The sequence below is a fragment of the Microbulbifer sp. ABF4_148 genome (genome assembly GCF_056158985.1).
In genome coordinates this window covers 545532-565470 of sequence record NZ_JBSWUI010000001.1, presented here as the reverse complement: position 1 = coordinate 565470, position 19939 = coordinate 545532, and the positions used below count along the sequence as shown (strand labels likewise).

Here is a 19939-nt window from a genome sequence, read left to right as displayed (position 1 = left end):
CCTGAGGAGTTCGTCGTGGACAGTGATCAGCAACTGAAACAGACCATTAACAAATTCTTTCTTGAGTACCGTCGAACGTTTGAAAGTGGTGATGCGGCGCAGGTCGCGAACTTCTATCGCTTTCCGCTGCATTACTATCGCGAAGATGGCAGCAAGGAAGTGATGACGCGTGCGGCGTTTGAGAGCCATGTGCAGAAACTCCTGCAGGTCTACCAGCGCCTTGGTGTCCAGCAGATCGTTGGTACCCTGGCATCCAGCGAGCCACTCAATGCGGGCTGCAATCTCGCCACCGTCAATTGGATACTGCTGCGGGATAGCGCCGGCAAGCCCGAGCAGGTCTACGCTGCCTCAACCCGTTATTTGCTGGGTCACTCCAGCGAGGGTTGGTTGATCGATGGGTTGATCGCTGTGGATGAGGCGCGCAAGGTGCGCGCTGCCTGGCGGGCAATGAAATAGCCCCGCAAACTGCATTGCCGCTGCGTATCGAGAATAAAAAAGGCCCGATCGGCCACCGAACTTCAAGGACATGACGTGACCGAAAAATACGCTGTTGTCGGCAACCCCATTGCCCAATCCCTTTCTCCCGTCATCCACAGTGCCTTCGCCACAGAAACCGGTGAGGACATTCACTACGGACGCCATTTGGTCGAACCCGAGGGCTTTGCGGCATTTGCCAGCGCGTTTTTCGCGGGAGGGGGTGCCGGGCTGAATGTCACCGCGCCCTTCAAACTGGATGCCTGCGATTTTGCCGACGAACTGACGCCTGGCGCGCGCGCTGCGGGTGCGGTAAACACCCTGCTGCGCCGTGCCGATGGCAAGATCATCGGGGAGACAACTGATGGACCGGGGCTGGTGGCCGATATCCAGCGCCTGGGCTGGCCGATTGCCGGCCGTCGCGTTTTGCTGCTGGGTGCAGGTGGGGCCGCGCGCGGTGTATTGCTGCCGCTACTGGAGCAGGGACCGGCGCTGGTGCATATCGCCAACCGCACGGGCGCCAAGGCCGCAGACCTCGCCGTGGCATTCGCTGAACAGGGACTGGTAACCGGTGCCGGGCTGGATTCCCTGGAAGAACCTTTTGACCTGGTGATCAATGCTTCTTCCGCAGGCTTGAGTGGCGAGATGCCCGATTTGCCTGATGTGATCATTCATTCGGGTAGCCACGCCTACGATATGGTTTACGGCGCGGAACCCACGCCTTTTATGCGTTGGGCTGCCGAGCGTGGCGCCGACACAGCCGATGGCCTCGGCATGCTGGTGGGCCAGGCGGCAGAATCTTTTCACCTCTGGCGCGGCGTGCGCCCGGCGGTGGAGCCAGTGTTGGCTCTATTGCGTGAGGAATTGCGGCAAAAGCTCGCCGCCGATACCTGATCACGGGCAAAACTGCCCACCTCTCTGCAGTCACAAATGCGTGCCGTGACCGGCACGCCACACTATCTTTCAGTTTCAGTGAGTGGATCCTCTGCCGGGATAGGCCTGAATGCGCAGTCAAACTGATAGATATTCCCCGGACAGCAACCAATGGCGTGCTTTCTCGCTGAGTTTTGGTATCCTCTCGCCCCTTAATTTGGGCCGGGTCAGGCTCCAGTGGCGCGACCCAGTCCTCCCCGGTGCGGCGGCGAGATTGGCTGCGGCGCGCGTGAAACACTGGAGTTAACCGCAAGTGAAAGAGATTCCCTTCGAAAAAGTCACCATCGTAATGGGATCCCAGTCCGACTGGCCGACCATGGAAAGGGCTACTGTGCCGCTCACCGAGCTGGGCGTCCCCTTTGCCACGGCCGTGGTCTCTGCCCACCGTACCCCACAGCGTCTGGTGGAGTTCGCCACGCATGCCCACGAACGCGGCACCCAGGTGATTATTGCCGGCGCCGGCGGCTCCGCCCATTTGCCCGGCATGATTGCCGCCATGACACCATTGCCCGTGGTTGGTGTACCGGTTCAGAGCAAATTTATGACCGGTATGGACAGCCTGCTGTCCATCGTACAAATGCCCAAGGGTGTCGCCGTTGCCACCCAGGCGGTGGGCGCTTCCGGCGCGTACAACGCGGGCCTGATCGCCGCACAGATGCTGTCCCTGACCGACGCGGAGCTGCAGCAGCGTTTGATAGCCTGGCGTGAAAACCAGACCGCCAGCGTACCCATGGAAGTGGAATAACTTCTGCGGGCAAGACGTCGGGAAAGAGTGAGGTGTAGTAGAGATGACAGTCAGGCGAGTAGGAATTGTTGGCTGCGGCCAGCTGGCACAAATGATGGCCCAGGAGGCACGTCCGCTGGGTATCGAGTTCAGTTTCCTGGCCGAGGGGGGTGAAAACACCACCTGTGTCGAGGGGCTAGGCACCATCGTGCATGCCGCCGACGGCGCGGATATCGAATCTCTTTACAAAGCCATGGGCTCCCCGGAAGTCATTACCGCCGAGCGCGAAAGCGTCGATGTCAGTCTGCTGCGCGCACTGGAAAAATTCTGTCCGGTTTACCCGCGTCCCGATGCCTTCGAAAAAACCCAGCACCGCGTCCGTGAAAAAACCGCGATCAATGACGCCGGTCTGCCGGTGGCGCCGTTCCGCGCCGCCAATAATTACGACGAGATTTGTGCGGCAGTCAGCGAGCTGGGTTACCCGTCTTTTATCAAGAGCTGCGAGCACGGCTACGATGGCAAGAACCAGTGGCGGGTGAACAGCGACGAAGACCTCGCTGCAATTGCCGACCAGGTGCCGCCGCAGGAATACGTGGTGGAAAAGGGCATCAACTTTTCCCGCGAAGTTTCCCTGATCGGTGCACGCACCGCCGACGGCAAGGTTGTGACCTACCCGCTGGCGGAGAATGACCACTACAACGGCACGCTGCTGGTCTCCATTGCGCCGGCGCCAGAGGTCAGTGACGCGCTGCAGAAGACGGCGGAAAACTATCTTGCCAAGCTGATGGATGCGTGGGACTACGTCGGCGTACTCGCGATGGAATGCTTCGTCAGTGATGACGGCCTGATCATCAATGAGCTGGCGCCGCGGGTGCACAACAGCGGCCACTGGACGCTGGCCGGCGCCAAGACCAGTCAGTTTGCCAACCACGTGCGTGCCATTCTCGGCATGCCCCTGGGTGAAACCGGCTGCGACCGCATCGCGGTGATGATCAATATGCTCGGCGTCGACGAGAAGCCTGCGCTGGCGAACGACGGAGTCTGGTCTTATGGCAAGGAATTGCGCCCTGGCCGCAAGATGGGCCATGTGATCCTGCTGGATGATTCTCAGGAAGCGCTGGCCGTTCGCATTGAGGAAATGCTCGAAGCACTTTACGGCCCCACCAAAAGGCCCGCCTGATAGCAGCCTGTTAATAGAAGCCGGGTGATGGTCCGATTGCCCGGCGGTTTTCTCTTTCACTTCCTGCCCGCTCCACTTATCCCCTGACCAAACCCAACTCACCGTCAGAAGCCCCAAGGTCGTCCCGACTCGTGATTAGTGGCTACTACAAAAAATTGAACCCCGTATACGGTTGATTTGAGCGTGTCTGGCATACTGCATCGTAGAAATATCGCAGTACCGTTTTTTTGCGATAGGGATTGATTGGGGAGAAACACAGTGCGCGAATTTACCAGGGAACTGTCTATTTGTTTTGCTGCAGGTTGTATGGCTGGACTGGGCTACGCGCTGGGACTTTGGGCGCTGGGCCACTACGGGATTACCCGCGCGCTGTCTGTGGATATCGCACCGCATCTGTCCAATGCTTACCTGTATCAGCGCGTGGTGTGGGGTGGCATCTGCGGGTTGATTTTCATGTTGCCGTGGCGCAAAAGCTGGATTACCCGTGGATTTCTGCTATCCCTGATACCCGCGGGCATTCTTTTGCTGGTCCTTCTGCCGATGCGCGGTTTTGGTGTGGGTGCGCTGGCGCTGGGGACACTGACTCCGCTGGTGATCATCCTGGCCTGTGCTTTGGGAGGCATCGCGGGTTCTGGCTGGCTGCGCGCGCAGGGAAAGTGAGCTCGTATCAATTTCTGGCAACAGGATGCACTGAATGAAACGTACGCTATTCATCGGAACACTGTTTACGACGCTCGCTCTGGGGGCGGTCGCTTCAGAGCAGGAGACCCGCGACCTGATCGGAGTGGGTGCACTGACCTTTGCCGACAATTGCATGAAATGTCACAAGATAGATGGCTATGGTGAGGAGGCGCTGTATCCCTCGCTGCGCGACCCCGCGTTGCTGGCAAATAAACCGCTGTTGATCGACACCGTGTTACACGGGCGCTCGGCACCGCGCCGCAATGGCGGTGAGGAGGATCTGATGCCGCCGCTGGAGTTTCTGACGGACCGCGAAATCGCCGCAATTATCGCATTTATCACCAATACCTGGGGTGATGAGGTGCTGTTGGTGAGTGAAGAGGAAATCAAGGCGGCGCGCTGATTCGGCCGCGAGCCTTAGTGTGGAAAGAGAAATTTTCCTGCAGTAAAAAGGTCGGCCTATGGCCGACCTTTTTTTGCCAGCCTGCTTATGCGGGCTTTCTCGCCAACGGCTGACACATGCAGTGCACGCCACCGCCACCGGCGGTAATCATGGAGATATCCGGGTCGATGACCTGCAGGCCGTGGGCACGGCATTTTTCTTTCAGTTCGGTGTTGTCGGCAGGCAGCATTACGCGATCGTTACCGAGCGCTACGACGTTGACGCCAAGCTCCATTACCTGCGGGTAAGAGATATCGATAATCTCGAAATTGCGGGCTTTGAACCACTGCACCAGCTCCGGCTCCACCGCGTCTACGCACACCGCCACCAGCTTTTCTGCCAGCGCTGCGACCAGCACATCCAGGTGCAGGAAGTAGGGATCAAACTGGTAGCCCTTCACTTCCCAGCCCTCAGCCTCGATCCAGTTTTTCATCTGGTTAAAGCCTTCCGGTGAAGTGCGCTCACCACTGTAGCCGCACAGGATGACACCGGGTTCGAGCACCATAAAGTCGCCGCCCTCGAGGCTGCCGGCGGTGATGATGTCGTAAATGGGGATATCCAGATTCTGGTAGCCCAGCACCACATCTTTCCATTCGCCACGACGCCAGGGGCTGTACATCTGAGTCACGATCGGGCCCCAGGGAGTCATCACGCTGGAGTCACGCGCGTACAGCTGGTACGGCAGGTTCTCGTCCGCACGCAGTAAGTGAGTGGTTACCCCGGCCTGACGATAGGCATCGAGCATTTCTGCATGCTGGGCCTTGGCCACAGCTGCGTCGAACTGGCGGCCGAGGCGCACGGAGCGGCGGGAGGCCGCATTACCCATCTGCCACGTGTAGTGATCGATGGGGCCTACCAGCAGATCTGTCAGCACACCGTATTCGGAGTCGATACCCCAACGGCCCAGCGGCGCGGTACTGCCGCCCTCTTTGCGGTGCTTGAAAGTGAAGTCAGTCATAGTGTCCTCAAATTTTTACGAGGCTTGTATTGCCCGTAGTGACTTGGGTGGCGGCATCTGTTTATGTCCTATGCCGTTGCATGTTCGTGGTGCGATTGGCGTTGCGGGTGCCAGCGCTGCTACTGGGATCCCTTTGCCGGACCTTCCGCGACAGGGATGTCGCGGCAGAGCCCCCAGGGATGGGTCCACGGCGACTCCGGTAAAGGGATCCCAGTTGCTGCGCCAACCACTAAAGTTGCGGTCAGCTGTTGGCCATCTTCAGCATTGCGTGCAGCAGCACATTCGCGCCGGCCTCCAGGTCTGCCGGCTCCGCATTTTCCGCCTCGTTGTGGGAGAGGCCCTTTTCGCACGGTACAAAGATCATGCTGGTCGGCGCTACCCGGGAGATGTACACGGAGTCGTGCCCGGCACCGGACACCATCTCCTTGTTGCTGTAGCCGAGCGCATCGACCGCGCTGCGTACCGCGTCCACACACTGGGGTGCGAAGGCCACGGCGGGGGAGCGCCATTCGTCGCGAATGTCGGCGACTACGCCGGTTTCTTCAGAGTAACGCGCGGCAATTTCCCGGAAGCGGCGATCCATCGTGTCCAGGATGTCCTGATCCGGGTGGCGCAAGTCGACCGCCAGCACCAGCTTCTCCGGTACGGTGTTACGGCTGCCGGGTTCGACGCGGATATCGCCAAAGGTCACCCGCGCCCAGGGGGCAAATTCATCGGCCAGTGCGTAGAGATCGCGCAGGATCGGGTGCAAGGCCATAAACGGGTCGCGGCGGCTGGTCATGGGGCTCGGGCCCGCGTGGCAGGGCTGGCCGGTGAGGGTCAGGTCATACCAGTTCATACCCTGCACGCCGGTGAGTACGCCGATTTGCTGGCCCTCGTCCTCAAGGATCGGACCCTGCTCGATGTGCACTTCAAATGCCCCTTTGAGCGGGCGGGCGCTCGCCGGTGTATCGCCGCGGTAGCCGATGCGTTCCAGTTCCTCGCCGATGGTGCGGCCCGCCTTGTCGGCGCGGCTATGGCCGTAGTCCAGGTCGAACTCGCCCGCCCAGACGCCGGAGCCAATCATCGCGGGCGAAAAGCGTGCGCCCTCTTCATTGGTCCACACCGCCACTTCCAGCGGTGCTTCGGTTTCGATACCTGAATCGTTCAGGGCGCGGACCACTTCAAGGCCGGCAAGCACCCCATAAACACCATCGAACTTGCCACCGGTCGGCTGGGTATCCAGGTGGGAGCCGGTCAGCACTGCGGGCAGGGCATTGTTGCGACCGGGCCGGCGCGCGAAGATATTGCCCATGGTGTCGACGTCGATGCTGCAGCCGGCGTCGCGACACCACTGCACAAACAGGTCGCGGCCTTCTTTATCGAGATCCGTCAGGGCCTGGCGATTACAGCCGCCCTTGTCGGTGGCGCCGATCCTGGCCATTTCCATCAGGCTCTGCCAGAGGCGGTCGCCATCGATACGCACGTTGCTGTGGTCTGCCACGGTTCGCTTTCTCCAGTCGTTACTCCGATTTATTCACAGTCTATGGTTTGTTTTTGTTTGCGCAATTAACAAAAAATTGCCAGTCTGGTGCCAAATAGGTACCAAATTCAAATGCCTCCAATGACACCCCAGCTCAAGAATCTGTCCCTGGCCTCCCTGCGCACCTTCCACGTGGTGGGGCGTCACTGCCACCTGCGCCGCGCGGCAGAGGAGATGCATGTTTCGCACCCCGCGCTCAGCCGACAGATCCGCCAGCTGGAGGATCGTCTGGGCGTGGCATTGTTCAGCCGCGATGGCAATCGCTTGACCCTGACTGCGGCGGGTGCCCGGCTGCACGGGGTGGTATCCGAGGCGTTTGAACAGCTGGCAAGCGGGCTGCTGTATCTGGACCCGGACAGCGTTGCCGGCGAAGTGGTGATCGCCGGGACGCCCACCGTGAGTATGAGCTGGTTGCTGCGGGTTGTGCGCGAAGTCCAGCAGCGCTACCCGGAAATTGGCGTGCGTGTCGTGACACAGGAGCCGCTGGTACGTCGTCTGGAGGGGGACAGTGATATCGCCATCTGCCTGGGCCAGCCCGACGCGGGCAGCCGCCAGCTGACCCATCTGTTCGAGGAACACTACCTTCCAGTGTGCAGTCCCGAGCTGTTGCAGTCGCGCCAGCTGCAGCGACCAGTCGACCTGCTGCAGTACCCGTTATTGCATGATCGATTGCAGCAGTGGCCGGTATGGTTCACCGAGCAGGGCATCGACTTTGCTCCGGCCGCACAGGCGATGCACTTCGACTATGCCTACCAGGCCATCGAGGCGGCGCGCCTGGGCATGGGCATTGCGCTCGCGGACCGGCTGGAGGTGAGCGATGACCTGCGCGCGGGACGGCTGGCCGCCATACTGCCGCAGGCGTTCACCATTGGTGAACCGCTGTGCCTGATTACGGACCAGACGGCGAACTTGAACGCGCGCACCCGGGTGGTGCTCGGTGTCCTGCTGGAATGGTTGCGGGTGCGCGGCGCGGATCTGCATCGTGATGCCACCCTGCTTGCCCGGGAAATGGAGCCGGTTTCCGGCGATCACCTGAAAGGGTGATAGCCACGATTTCGCGCCGGCCGCCATACTGCCAATCTTCACTCTCTATGGGCACGTGCCGGGATGATACGGGGTGTCCATTCGTTATCAGCCGGACGCCAGCGCACCCCGCGGTAACCGGGTCGACCACAGTAGATTCTGGGGCGGTTAGTGCAGTGGATCCGATAACGTCCGGGATGGCGCTGGCCGCCTGAACCTAACAATAAAGATATCAACTGGGAGTTTCGCAGTGACGGAAGCTACCGCATCCAAAAAAATCCTTGGCCGCCGCGATATGGTGCTGTTTTCGGTATCGGCGATCCTGCTGGTGGATACCCTGGCGGCCAGTGCTGCCATCGGTACCTCAAGTATTTTCTGGTGGCTCTTTCTCGGGGTGATCTTCTTTCTCCCGTTTGCATTGGTCTCGGCGGAACTGGGGTGTGCCTACCCGGAGCAGGGGGGAATTTATGCCTGGGTGCGCGATGCCTTTGGCGGACGCTGGGGCTCGCGAGTAAGCTGGAGCTACTGGGTCAACATCGCCATCTGGATGCCGGCCCTGCACATCCTGTTTGCGGGAATCGCCAAGCAGCTGTTCTTTCCCGATATGACAATCGCGGTACAGATCGGCATCGGCATTGCGCTGACCTGGATTGCTGTGGCGGCAAACATCGTCACATTGGACGTGGGCAAGTGGGTGCCAAATGTCGGTGCCGTGTTCAAGGTCATTATCTTTGCGGCCATCATCCTCGGTGGGGGTGTGTATGCCGCCGAACATGGCCTTGCCAACCCCATCAACTTTGAATCGATTCGCCCCACGTGGGGAGATAGCCTCGAATATATCCCGGCGATTATTTACGGCATGTTGGGTTTTGAGCTGGTCAGCGCGAGCAGTGAAGAAATGCGCAATCCGCGTCGCGACGTGCCCGCGTCCATCCTGATTTCCGGCCTGTTGATCATTACGCTGTATACCCTGGGGACGGCCGCGATTCTCGCCGCGATCCCGGTTGGCGACATTGACCTGGTCGAGGGTCTGGTGGATACCTTGGCGTTGTTCTTTGGCGGATTGCCACTGGGCGGGGTGATCGTCACTGCGCTGGGTCTGGCTGCACTGTATACCTTCTACTCAAATGGTGTGACCTGGGCGATCGGGGGCAACCGCGCCGCTGCCGAAGCCGCAGAGGAGGGCGAGTTGCCACGGGTGTTTGCCATTCACAGTGCCAAGCGTGGCACGCCTGTGGGTGCTGCCGTCCTGATGGGTATCTTCAGCACTGCGGTGCTGGTGCTGTATGGATTCCTGGTTGATAGCAATGAAGACCTGTTCTGGTCCCTGTTTGCCTTTAGTGGCGTGATCTTCCTGTTGCCGTATATCGGCATGTTCCTGGCGTTCCTGAAAATGCGCATCGCCGATGCTGAGCACCCGCGCCCGTTCAAAGTCCCAGGTGGTTTCGCCACCAGCCTGCTGCTGACGGTAATCTGTGTCGGTATTTTGCTGTTGAGTATCGTGTTGTTCGTCTACACCCCTGGCGAAGGCATCCAATGGCCGGTGTTTGTCGGTGCGCTGGTGACCCTGCTGCTGGGCGAGATCGCCATTCTCTGGGCCGAAAAGCACCCGCGTCGCGCGCTCCAGCCCGCAGTGAGCTGACCTGGCCGATGCCCCGTTTGTGTCGACCCGCGCCCGACTCTGTCAGGCGCGGCGCCTGTCGCACTGCGTCTGCCTGATCGCACCGGACGGGTGGCCGCTTCACCCCTTCAGGTGATACCGAAACATCATTCGGTTTTTTATAGTGAACCCAATAGTCAGAATAACGACAAATTTGGGGGATCTCATGACGCGCACCGCCGAAATCGACAAGGACAAGCTGTTGCAAGCGCTGTCGACCACACGCTTTTCACCATACTGGTTGGACAACCCGGCGCGGCCGGAGGAAGAGCCTTCCCTCTCGGGAGAACACCAGTGCGATCTGCTGATCGTGGGCGGGGGGTTTACCGGTCTGTGGGCCGCCGTGCAGGCGAAGGAAGCTGAGCCGGCGCGCAATGTGATCCTGATTGAGGCCAACAGCATTGCGATTGGTGCATCGGGAAGACCCGCAGCGATCCTCTCTACCTCTGTTATGCATGGCCTCGCGAACGCCCAGCGGCTGTACCCCGAGGATATGGACGAGCTCGAACGTCTCGGTAAGGAAAACCTCGATCAATTTCGCGAAACCATCGAGCGTTATGTGATTGATTGCGATCTCGAGTGGGGCGGTGAGTTGACCGTTGCCGTTGGTGACGAAGGTATTCCGGATATCGAAAAGGAATATGCACTCTACCGCCAATATGGCCACGACGCGCACCTGCTGAACAAAGACGAAGTGTATGCGGAGATCAAGTCGCCAATCTTCGATGGCGGTCTCTGGTCGAAACAGCGCAGCGGTACCGTCCATCCCGCAAAGCTCGCCTGGGGCCTAAAACGGGTCGCACAGCAACTGGGGGTGGCGATCTATGAAAACACGCCCATGCTGAAAAACCGCAAGGTGCGCGATGCGGTCCAGGTGACGACTCCGGACGGCAAGGTAACGGCGACTCGGGTATTACTGGCCACCAACGCATTTGCGGCAGGCCATCGCAAAATTCGCCAGCGCGTGGCTGCCATCCGCGATCGTATCGTCGTGACCGAACCGCTCACCCAAGCTCAGATGGAGGCCGTGGGCTGGCACAACCGGCAGGGCATTTACGATACCCGTACGCAGCTCAACTACATGCGCCTCACTGCGGATAATCGCATCCTGTTTGGTGGACGTCTGGCGTACTTCTTTGGCAACGATACCGATCCGGCAGATGACAAGCAGGCAGCGCCCTACTTGCGCCTGATCGAGAATTTCTACCGTACCTTCCCCATGCTCGCGGATATTACTTTCAGCCATGCCTGGAGCGGACCGATCGCACTGACCACCCGGATGGCGGTGCACTACCAGCGCTACCATGGCGGGCGCATGGTCTACGCGGGCGGATACTCCGGGTTTGGGGTCACTGCCACCCGCTTTGGGGCGCGCGTAGGCCTGGCGATTCTGGACCAGCGTGATACCCCCGAAAGCCGGTTGCTATTTGCCCAAACCAAGCCCGCTTATATCCCGCCCGAGCCGTTTCGCTGGATCGGTGCCCAGATCACTATGTATGCCCTGGATACCCTCGATGAAAAGGGTGGTTGGCGTGTGCCCTGGGTTCGCATGGTGGAGAAAATGGGTTTCCCGATTACCCAGAAATAGCCATTCCGGTTTAATCGTTTCACATGCTGCGCGGCAGGGTCAGCGGGTTTCACCCAGCCCGCGCAGCGGATCTTCACCACTGTGCGGGTTTTGTCGCAGTGCGCTGATAAACAGGTAGAACAGTTCCGACTGCGAAGATACGTCGAGCTTCGCGTAGATATGTTTGCGGTGGGTCTTGATGGTATCCACGCTGGCGCCGAGGCGCTCAGCGATGGATTTGATCGAGTGGCCGTGCATGCTCATGTGCAACACTTCGCACTCCCGATTGGTGAGCACCGAGCTGCCAAACTTCTCCAGTGCGTCGTCCAGCTTCTCGCCAAAAGATGCGGCAGGCGCCTCATTCTCATCAAGCCAGCGATTCAAAACGGCCCGCACCACCGGGAAGACTTCGGTCAACTGCGCGACTTCGCTTTCGGAAAACCTGCCGCCGCGCATGGTTTCCGCGCGGCCAATTGACAGGCTGGCAACGGTGCCATTTCCGCCCTGAACCAGGAAACAGGCTTCGTCACCGAGGTTGGCGCCGCGATAGTAGACCCGAAAATATTCGGTCTCCTCGAATGCATCCGGTGCGACCTGGCGCAGCGTGAAAAGTCCTTCTGCTTCGTTGTGAACAGCGATACGAAAAAACGGATCCAGCAGGTAGGCGCCGGCCACATACTTCCCGACCTGCGTATCCGCCGTTTCATTGGCCAGCAAGCGGTGGTGACAAACCAGCGGCTGGGCGTTGCGCGGATAGAGGATCGCCATGCTGCTGTTGCCATTCACCAGCAGCTCAGTCGCGCGTAACAATTCCCTCACCGCGTCATCCGCCGATCGGCTTTCGAGCATACCGGCAACGGCTTGATGCCATTGGCTGGAAATTTCTGGAGACATACAGCGGGGCGTCCTCTACGCGGAGCGTTATCCGATGGTAACAAACTCGCCGCGCATCGACGAAATTAGCGGCTGGATCAGGGCTGTTCTTCCCCGGCCAGATACTGGTTCTTCAGGTTCACATAATTCTTCGCGGAGTATTCGAAAAACGCTTTTTCCTTGTCGGACAGCGGGCGGGATTGCTTGCAGGGTGCGCCCACATACAGGTAGCCGCTTTCCAGCTTTTTGCCGGGCGGCACCAGGGCGCCCGCCGCCAGTACCACGTCGTCCGCGATTTCGGCGCCGTCCAGCACAATGGCGCCAATTCCGATCAGCACGCGGCTGCCAATGGTGCAGCCGTGCAGACAGGCTTTGTGGCCAATCGTGACGTCATCCCCAATCGTCAGTGGCCAACCGTCCGCGTTGAATGGTCCGGCATGGGTAATATGCAGCACCGCGCCATCCTGCACGCTGGTGCGCGCGCCGATTCGAACCCGGTGCATGTCGCCGCGTACCACGGCCATGGGCCACACCGAACTGTCGTCACCCAGAACCACATCGCCGATCACGCAGGATTGGGGGTCGATGTATACGCTGCTACCGAGTTGGGGATTGGCGGTGCCTTCTTCTGTGGAATGGGGTCTCAATGGGGACATGGTGTGCCTCTGCGGAACTGCTGATGAACGCTGTACACTGCGCGCAATACTGGGGGTGGCCGACGGCAATTCCGGTATCAACCGCCGACCGCTGTATAATCGTTCTTCTATCATACTCGCATCATCGCGGAGCAACCGAGTTTTCCATGTCCAATCCCCTGTCAGAATTTTCCCTGCTGCCCCCTTTTGACCGTTTACAGCCAGATCAGGTCGCGCCGTCGATCGATGAGGCAATCGCGAATTGCAACACGATACTGCAAGCGGGGCTGCAGGCACCGGGTTGGGATACCACGATTGCGCCGTTAGAAGAGGCGCAGGACCAGCTGAGCAAGCGCTTTTCCCCGGTGAGTCATCTCAACAGCGTGCTCAGCGGAGATTGGCGGGCGCCCTATGAAGAGGCGCTGGCAAAAGTGACGGCTTACTGGACCGAGCTGGGACAGAATCAGGCACTGCACGCGGTTTATCAGCAGATCGCCGCGTCGCCGGACTTCGCCCAATGGCCCCAGGCCCGCCGTCAAATGATTGAACTGGGCCTGCGGGATTTTCGTCTTGGCGGTGTCGCCCTCGAAGGTGCCCAGCGGGAGCAATTTGCAGCCAACAGTCGGCGACTGTCCGAGCTATCGAGCCAATTTGCCAACAATGTGCTGGATGCCACCAATGCCTGGACCTACCACACCCAGGATGTGGAGGAGCTGGCGGGCCTGCCCGCCACGGCGCTGGCATCGGCAGAAGACGCTGCGCGGAGTCGCGAGCTCGACGGTTGGGTGATCACGCTCGAGGGGCCCAGTTACCTCGCCGTGATGACGCATGCAGATAATCGCGCGTTGCGCGAGCAGGTTTACCTTGCCTTTGTCAGCCGTGCTTCGGATATCGGGCCGCAGGCTGGCACATATGACAATTCGCGGGTCATGGAGGAAATTCTCGCGCTGCGCGCGGAGCAGGCGCACCTGCTGGGCATGACGAGCTTTGCCGAGCTGTCCGTTGCCAGCAAGATGGCGCGCAATACCGACGAGGTGCTCGAGTTCCTGCGAGACCTTGCTGCACGAGCCCGTCCCGCAGCCCGGCGCGAGTTTGAAGCGCTGGCCGCCTTCGCTACAGATACCCTCTCGCTCGATGACCTGCAGCCCTGGGATATTCCCTGGGCGTCGGAAAAACTCAAGCAAAGTCGCTATGCGGTGAGCCAGGAAGAGCTGCGACCCTATTTTCCGTATCCGAAAGTGGTGCAGGGCCTGTTTGCGGTTGTCGAACGTCTGTACGGCATCACTGTGGAAGAGGATCCCTCCGTGGCCGTCTGGCACCCGGACGTGCAATTTTTCTGGCTGAAGCGCGAGGGAGAGCGATTTGCGGGTTTCTATCTGGATCCGTTCGCGCGGGAGCGCAAACGCGGTGGGGCGTGGATGGATACGGTCAGTACCCGGCGCCATACCCCCGATGGTCTGCAATTACCCATTGCCTACCTGGTGTGTAATTTCAGCCCAGCGACCGGAGATACACCCTCGCTGCTGACGCACTACGAAGTCACGACTTTGTTCCATGAATTTGGCCACGGCCTGCATCATATGCTCACTCGGGTCGATGTGGCGGCGGTTTCTGGCATCAATGGCGTAGCCTGGGATGCGGTAGAGTTGCCCAGCCAGTTTTTGGAAAACTGGTGCTGGGAGCCAGAGGCGATAGCGCTGATCTCCGGCCACTATAAAACCGGAGAGGCGCTACCCGGTGTCTTACTGGAGAAAATGCTCGCCGCGCGCAATTTCCAGTCCGCCATGTTTACGGTGCGCCAGCTGGAATTCGCGCTGTTTGATTTTGAGCTGCATAGTCTCGGCAAGGGCGTGAATGCTGCGGATATCCAGTATGTGCTCGACAAGGTGCGCAGTCAGGTTGCTGTAGTGCCCGTTGTGAAAGAAAATCGTTTTCAGAATAGCTTCAGCCATATTTTTGCCGGCGGCTACGCCGCGGGTTATTACAGCTATAAATGGGCAGAAGTATTGTCTGCGGATGCATTCTCGCTGTTTGAAGAGCAGGGCGTATTTGATCGGGAGACCGGTGAACGGTTTTTGCATAGTGTGTTGGAGCAGGGAGGCAGTCGCGATGCCCTCGACTTGTTTGTCGAGTTTCGCGGACGCCCGCCCGAAATCGATGCGCTGTTGCGTCATTCAGGTATTGAAGGATAGCGAGTGGTTAGCGTTATGAGTGATGCAAAGCAAAAGCCTGTGAAAAAACGTTTTATCGCCGGAGCGGTTTGTCCGCGTTGTGGGGAGATGGACCGGATCGTGAATTATCACGAAGACGGCAAAAACTTTAGAGAGTGCGTGTCCTGTGGCTTCAAGGATGAAATCCGATTGCAAGGTGCGCAACGAGAGCTCGATACACGTGTCAATCAGACCGAAGAACAGCAAGTAGAAGAAACCCCGGTGAAAATTCTTCAGCCGGGCAAAAAATAATAATGGTACGAAGTCGCGGTAGTAGGCAGTGAATAAAAAGAGTATTTCTCTCGGGGCGGGCGGCGCCGCCGTCGTTATCGCTCTGGTCGTCGGGTTCCTGATGCATGAGCGCTGGCAGCAAGCACGTCAGCTGGAGCGCGAGGAAGCGGCCAGCCTGCTGGCCAGCTGTGTGAACCAGGGATTGCTGTCGCTGTTTCGTTTGCAGGCCAATGACTGGCGTGCGCAGCCGACGTTTTACGATGCGGAAGCTGCGCGTTATCAAAAAGAGATCGACGGCTTGCTGGAAGAGCGTCACGGCCGGTTTGCACAGGCGTTGCCGCAGCCGATGGTGGAGGCTACCGCCGTGTGCCGGAATCTGACCGCACAGAGTGCGGAGAACCACCATGAGATTTTTGCGGCGCTGGCCAACTTCCTGCAGCAAGCGCCGCGACCTCACCAGTTGCAGGAGGACGGTACCCTGCAAATCTATCTGCAGCATTGGCAGGTTGTACGTGATGTGGTCGAACCGGCGCGCTCTTACCTGAGCCTTTTGCGGGAGCAGATCGGTACGGAGCTCGCATTGTCCGGGTTGAGCGCGGAAAGTCGTGCGCTGGCGACAGCCGCGATTAACAGCGAAGTACTCGATTACTATCGGCGCGGCAGGTTTTCTGCGCAGCAGGCCGAAACCTTTTTGATTCGCCAGAAAGCCTATTATGAGTTGCTCGCCAATAACCCTGAAGGTTATCGCGTGCGAGGGGGAACTCTACTGTTTACCAGCGCGCAGCTGCACCGGAAAGTTGAGGGGTTAGCGAATGCCGTGATGCAGGACAGCACCGCCTTTGAACAGAGCTGGCATCAGCTCGTGAGCTACCAGCAGGCCCGTTAGTTCGTCATCGATGGGTTGGCAGGGTTCGACCGGTTTTTTGCGGACATGGCATCAGCGGAAAAATAGCGAGCGGGTACCGCGGATTCCCGCCCAAAGTTCCCATCCTGATTGTTATCTGGTGATGGCCTGGTGCGCCAGGGCATTGCGTTAGTGCACCGGGTCGGGAGTGGCGTTTACTTCCACCGAGCCGAGCGAAAAATCCATCTCGTCGGCCAGGTCGGGCCACTCTCCAATCGTGGTATATAGCCTCTGTCGACACAGTATCAACGCGACGATATCGTCACTATCGAGTGCCAGCCCGGCAAACTCCTCGCCAAGCTGGGCACATTGACGGTCAATCTGGATGCGTGTCGATTCTTCCAGCATCTCGCCAATGATCAGGTTCGCTGTGAGTGGGTCCATTGGCAGTAACGGACGGCTGCAACGGGGATACAGCCGATCATTGACTTCCTCCATCGCGCGATGGGCGCGATAAGCTTCCTGTAGCAATTGTTGTAAGTTGGGCTCTGAGTCGCCATGCCCCGTCAGGTGTTGCAGATGCTGTCCGCGCATCTGGGCCAGGGGCGTAAAACTGATGCATGCCGATTCGAACAGCCGCTCAAGCAATTGCATCCAGGGTGGCACGAGCCGGATATAGCGGATAGCGAAGCAGGTCAGGTGCAGGGCGCCGTCGCCGGCGGGTACGCGAATGCTGTGGTGCAGAGTGGGTGCCAGCTCGCGCAGGTTGAGACAAAAATGGCCTTCCTGCCTCTCGCGCGTCACTGCCAAATCAATGACCTTCTGCATTATCCGGTATTGGTTATACATCGGCTTGCACAGCTTCTCTCACTTCTGATGACGATTTTGAACGGCTCACGGGGTTCAATGATCGCTATATAACCCCAACGCTTGCTGAACGGATTAAAACGCTGGCTGAGGTAGCTAATAGTTATATAGCAACAAAGCGGCAATGCTGCCTGATAAGAATTGTTATTTTTGCAATTCGTCAGCAAAGATCAGCCGGAGGTGGGGGTTGCGCGGGCTTCGATCCATGAATTGGTGTGGGAGTAGTAACGATAGACCAGCAATAGCCCTACAGATCGTGCGCTAATCCACAATAACAGGCTAAACCAAACGCCATGATTCCCCCAATCGCGGGTGAACCACCAAGTGGGAAAAAATACGCACAGCGTGGCGATGAGCATCGTATCCCGCATGGCCCGACTGCGCCCCGCGCCGATGAATACTCCATCCAGCAAATAGCACCACACTGCGATGAGCGGTAGCGCCACCAGCCAGGGGTAAACCTGGATAGCGGCTTCCTGCACCGTCACAAGGTCAGAAAACAGCGGCAAAATCTGGTCCCGGCCGAGCGCCAGTACGACGGTCAGCGCCGTTGCACTTGCCAGGGCCCAGATAGTGGCGGCGCGCACCGTGCTGTGAAAATGGCTCCTCGAGCGTTCGGCAATGGACCGGCCTACGAGTGACTCACAGGCATGGGCAAAACCATCCAGCGCATAGGAAGTCATCATCAACAGCTGTAGCAAGATGGCATTGGCAGCGAGCACCGCATCCCCCTGTGCGGCGCCTTGCGCGGTGAAAAAGGTCAGCGTCGCCAGCAGCAGGCAGGTTCGGACAAACAGATCCCGGTTGATTCGTAACAACTCGAGCCAGGGCGCTGCCGCGCGCCAGGGGCGGAATTCCGGTTTGCGCAGGCCGTCACCGAGGCGTTGCAAAATCTTGCCATCGGTACGTTGCAGCAGCCAGATACCCAGTGCAAACGCCGTTATGTCGGCACAAACAGTCGCCATGGCCGCGCCACGAGCACCGAGACCCATTCCGAGGATGAACAGCAGATCGAGCACGATATTGAGGAGATTGGCGGCGACCAGGATGTACAGCGGCGCCTTGCTGTCCTGGCGACCGATAAAAAACCCGAGCAGGGCAAAGTTCGCCAGCGCCAGGGGCGCACTGAGTAGCCGGATCTGCAGGTAGTCCTGCGCTTTTGGGGTGGCCTCCGCACTCGCGTTCATCCAGCCGACGATTGTCGGTAGCAGCGGGCTGGCGATCAGCAGCAGGGCGACCCCCAGGGCGAATCCCAGCCCCAGTGCGCGCAGCAGCCACTCGGTACAAAGATTGAGATCATCCCCACTGCGGGCCACCAGGCCAGTGGTGCCCATACGCAGGAAGCCGAACGCCCACAGCAGCATCGACATGACACTCGCACCAATCGCCACGCCCGACAGGTAAACCGGCGATGGCAGGTGTCCGAGAATCGCCGTATCGACCGCACCCAGTAACGGCACTGAAATGTTACTGACGATCATTGGCCAGGCGAGTTGCCACACGCGAAGATGGGCGGGATTGGCTTGTGACTGCTTCTGAGACATAAGACTTAAGTAGGCGGATTCATTGACATTATCGCGCCGATATGTTCCTGTTGGAGTCGTGCGACAAGCGATGATAAACAGCTCGCACGAACAAAAAAGAAGTTGCAACGAATTTTTAGAGAAGTAACACGCAGGTTGTTGGTTGTACCTCCCGGACGACGACATCTGAAGTAACTAATCTTTGCGAAAAGAATAACAAGTTGCACTGTTGCAGTATTGCGAAGCCTGCGCGTCAGGAATTCGCTCAGTGTATGTAGTCTTGTATTACTACAGTATGTCCACATAAATTGTGTGGAATTGTCTCTCTGCCGGGGGTGGGGGGATAGTTTCGGTCATCCGTGACAGCCAATGGCTGATGATAAAAATGTGGTTGTTCACCAGTTTGGTGGGCTCCGCAATACACGGAGATCTGTAGGCGATGTTGAAAGGCTTCAAACGGCTGTTCGCCTTACTGGCCACTTCACTGCCCACTGCTGCCGTTCTGGCACAGGAAGAGGCGGGTGTTGAGCGCTGGGGGGTCAATATGACCCAGGGGGTGACAGAGGTTTCGCGGACTACCTACGATCTGCACATGCTGATCTTCTGGATCTGTGTGGCGATCGGTGTGGTGGTGTTCGGGGTCATGTTTTACAGCATGTGGCGGCACCGCAAGAGCAAGGGCTACAAGGCGGCGCAGTTCCATGAGAGCACCGCGGTCGAGCTGGTCTGGACCATTATCCCCACCATCATTCTGATCCTGATGGCGATCCCCGCCACCAAGACCCTCTACGATATCTACGATACCGAAGAAGCCGATATCGATATCATGGTGACCGGCTACCAGTGGAAGTGGAAGTACGACTACCTCGGTACCGATGTCCAGTTCTTCTCCAATCTCGCCACACCGCTTGCCGAGATCAACAATGATCTTCCCAAGGGCGACAACTACCTGCTCGAAGTCGACGAGCCCGTAGTTGTGCCGATCAACAAGAAGATCCGCTTCCTCTTCACTGCCAATGATGTGATCCACGCGTGGTGGGTACCGGATCTCGCGGTCAAAAAAGACGCGATCCCGGGCTTCATCAATGATTCCTGGACCCGTATCGAAGAGCCGGGTATTTACCGTGGCCAGTGCGCCGAACTGTGTGGCAAGGACCATGGCTTTATGCCGATTGTGGTCAAGGCTGTGCCCCAGGCGGAATACGAGACCTGGCTGGCCGAGCGCGCCGAGGCTGCCGCACGTGTACGTGAGCTGACCAACAAGACGTTCAGCTTCGATGAGCTCTTTGCCCAGGGCGAGAAAGTCTACGGGCAATACTGCGCCGCCTGTCACCAGCCGAATGGCCAGGGCGTACCGCCCACCTTCCCGGCCATTGCCGGCTCTGCGATCGCGACGGGACCGCTGACCGGGCATCTGGGCATCGTGGTAAACGGTTCAGAAACCAACCCGGCGATGCAGGCGTTTGGCCCGCAATTGTCCGAGGCGGACCTGGCTGCGGTAATTACCTACCAGCGCAGTGCCTTCGGCAATGATATGGGCGATACCGTGCAGCCCATCGACATCCTGAATTTCAAGAATAACCAGCAGTAAG

General features: G+C 58.8%; 19 protein-coding genes. 13 read left to right on the top strand and 6 right to left on the bottom strand.

The genetic code is table 11. The features are described 5' to 3' along the window. Positions 1-15: 15 nt before the first annotated feature. From ACXAD0_RS02385 to ACXAD0_RS02360, 6 genes are all read left to right on the top strand, one after another. Positions 16-456 (top strand): hypothetical protein, encoded by a 441-nt coding sequence (locus tag ACXAD0_RS02385; RefSeq protein ID WP_475086744.1) that lies wholly within the window; start codon positions 16-18, stop codon positions 454-456. Between the two features lie 75 nt (positions 457-531). Beyond that, on the top strand, positions 532-1368 hold the full coding sequence (gene aroE / locus ACXAD0_RS02380) for a shikimate dehydrogenase (protein ID WP_475086743.1): 837 nt from the start codon (positions 532-534) through the stop codon (positions 1366-1368). Between the two features lie 292 nt (positions 1369-1660). Beyond that, positions 1661-2152 (top strand): 5-(carboxyamino)imidazole ribonucleotide mutase, encoded by a 492-nt coding sequence (purE, locus tag ACXAD0_RS02375; RefSeq protein WP_475086742.1) that lies wholly within the window; start codon positions 1661-1663, stop codon positions 2150-2152. 43 nt (positions 2153-2195) lie between these two features. Continuing rightward, positions 2196-3311, top strand: coding sequence for a 5-(carboxyamino)imidazole ribonucleotide synthase (locus tag ACXAD0_RS02370; RefSeq protein WP_475086741.1), 1116 nt, complete (start codon positions 2196-2198; stop codon positions 3309-3311). 306 nt (positions 3312-3617) lie between these two features. After that, positions 3618-3971, top strand: coding sequence for a hypothetical protein (locus ACXAD0_RS02365; protein WP_475086740.1), 354 nt, complete (start codon positions 3618-3620; stop codon positions 3969-3971). Positions 3972-4005: 34 nt separating this feature from the next. Further along, positions 4006-4395 (top strand): c-type cytochrome, encoded by a 390-nt coding sequence (locus ACXAD0_RS02360; RefSeq protein ID WP_475086739.1) that lies wholly within the window; start codon positions 4006-4008, stop codon positions 4393-4395. Between the two features lie 85 nt (positions 4396-4480). Here the strand turns inward: ACXAD0_RS02360 and ACXAD0_RS02355 are convergent, their stop codons facing one another. Together ACXAD0_RS02355 and ACXAD0_RS02350 are read right to left on the bottom strand one after the other, a co-directional pair. Then, positions 4481-5392 carry a dimethylarginine dimethylaminohydrolase family protein gene (locus ACXAD0_RS02355; RefSeq protein WP_475086738.1) on the bottom strand — a complete coding sequence of 304 codons (912 nt, stop codon included), beginning with the start codon at positions 5390-5392 and terminating at the stop codon, positions 4481-4483. A gap of 241 nt (positions 5393-5633) precedes the next feature. Next, positions 5634-6875, bottom strand: a complete 1242-nt coding sequence (locus ACXAD0_RS02350) for a Zn-dependent hydrolase (protein ID WP_475086737.1) — start codon at positions 6873-6875, stop codon at positions 5634-5636. A 111-nt stretch (positions 6876-6986) separates the two neighbouring features. On the opposite strand from ACXAD0_RS02350, the gene ACXAD0_RS02345 reads away from it, so the two are divergent. From ACXAD0_RS02345 to ACXAD0_RS02335, 3 genes are all read left to right on the top strand, one after another. Then, the gene (locus ACXAD0_RS02345; protein WP_475086736.1) at positions 6987-7958 is read left to right on the top strand and encodes a LysR substrate-binding domain-containing protein; all 972 of its coding nucleotides are present in this window, start codon (positions 6987-6989) and stop codon (positions 7956-7958) included. A 229-nt stretch (positions 7959-8187) separates the two neighbouring features. After that, positions 8188-9579, top strand: a complete 1392-nt coding sequence (locus ACXAD0_RS02340) for an APC family permease (RefSeq protein ID WP_475086735.1) — start codon at positions 8188-8190, stop codon at positions 9577-9579. Between the two features lie 184 nt (positions 9580-9763). Next, entirely contained in the window at positions 9764-11185 is a 1422-nt protein-coding gene (locus tag ACXAD0_RS02335; protein WP_475086734.1) for an NAD(P)/FAD-dependent oxidoreductase, read from the top strand. A gap of 39 nt (positions 11186-11224) precedes the next feature. On the opposite strand, the gene ACXAD0_RS02330 is transcribed toward ACXAD0_RS02335, so the two are convergent. Both ACXAD0_RS02330 and ACXAD0_RS02325 read right to left on the bottom strand, forming a co-directional pair. Continuing rightward, positions 11225-12058: a helix-turn-helix transcriptional regulator gene (locus tag ACXAD0_RS02330; protein ID WP_475086733.1), complete on the bottom strand. Its 834-nt coding sequence runs from the start codon at positions 12056-12058 to the stop codon at positions 11225-11227. Between the two features lie 77 nt (positions 12059-12135). Next, on the bottom strand, positions 12136-12693 hold the full coding sequence (locus ACXAD0_RS02325; RefSeq protein WP_475086732.1) for a gamma carbonic anhydrase family protein: 558 nt from the start codon (positions 12691-12693) through the stop codon (positions 12136-12138). A gap of 146 nt (positions 12694-12839) precedes the next feature. Between ACXAD0_RS02325 and ACXAD0_RS02320 the strand changes: the two genes are divergently transcribed. The 3 genes from ACXAD0_RS02320 to ACXAD0_RS02310 are packed head-to-tail and all read left to right on the top strand — an operon-like array spanning position 12840 to position 15999. Further along, a complete protein-coding gene (locus ACXAD0_RS02320) occupies positions 12840-14864 on the top strand; it encodes a M3 family metallopeptidase (protein ID WP_475086731.1) in 2025 nt (674 codons plus the stop codon). A gap of 15 nt (positions 14865-14879) precedes the next feature. Next, positions 14880-15134 carry a YheV family putative zinc ribbon protein gene (locus tag ACXAD0_RS02315; protein ID WP_475086730.1) on the top strand — a complete coding sequence of 85 codons (255 nt, stop codon included), beginning with the start codon at positions 14880-14882 and terminating at the stop codon, positions 15132-15134. Between the two features lie 28 nt (positions 15135-15162). After that, positions 15163-15999 (top strand): hypothetical protein, encoded by an 837-nt coding sequence (locus ACXAD0_RS02310; RefSeq protein ID WP_475086729.1) that lies wholly within the window; start codon positions 15163-15165, stop codon positions 15997-15999. A 147-nt stretch (positions 16000-16146) separates the two neighbouring features. Here the strand turns inward: ACXAD0_RS02310 and ACXAD0_RS02305 are convergent, their stop codons facing one another. Together ACXAD0_RS02305 and ACXAD0_RS02300 are read right to left on the bottom strand one after the other, a co-directional pair. Next, the gene (locus ACXAD0_RS02305) at positions 16147-16785 is read right to left on the bottom strand and encodes a hypothetical protein (protein ID WP_475086728.1); all 639 of its coding nucleotides are present in this window, start codon (positions 16783-16785) and stop codon (positions 16147-16149) included. Between the two features lie 209 nt (positions 16786-16994). Then, positions 16995-18368, bottom strand: a complete 1374-nt coding sequence (locus ACXAD0_RS02300; protein ID WP_475086727.1) for an MATE family efflux transporter — start codon at positions 18366-18368, stop codon at positions 16995-16997. 418 nt (positions 18369-18786) lie between these two features. Between ACXAD0_RS02300 and coxB the strand changes: the two genes are divergently transcribed. Next, positions 18787-19938 (top strand): cytochrome c oxidase subunit II, encoded by a 1152-nt coding sequence (coxB, locus tag ACXAD0_RS02295; protein WP_475086726.1) that lies wholly within the window; start codon positions 18787-18789, stop codon positions 19936-19938. Position 19939: the final 1 nt, after the last annotated feature.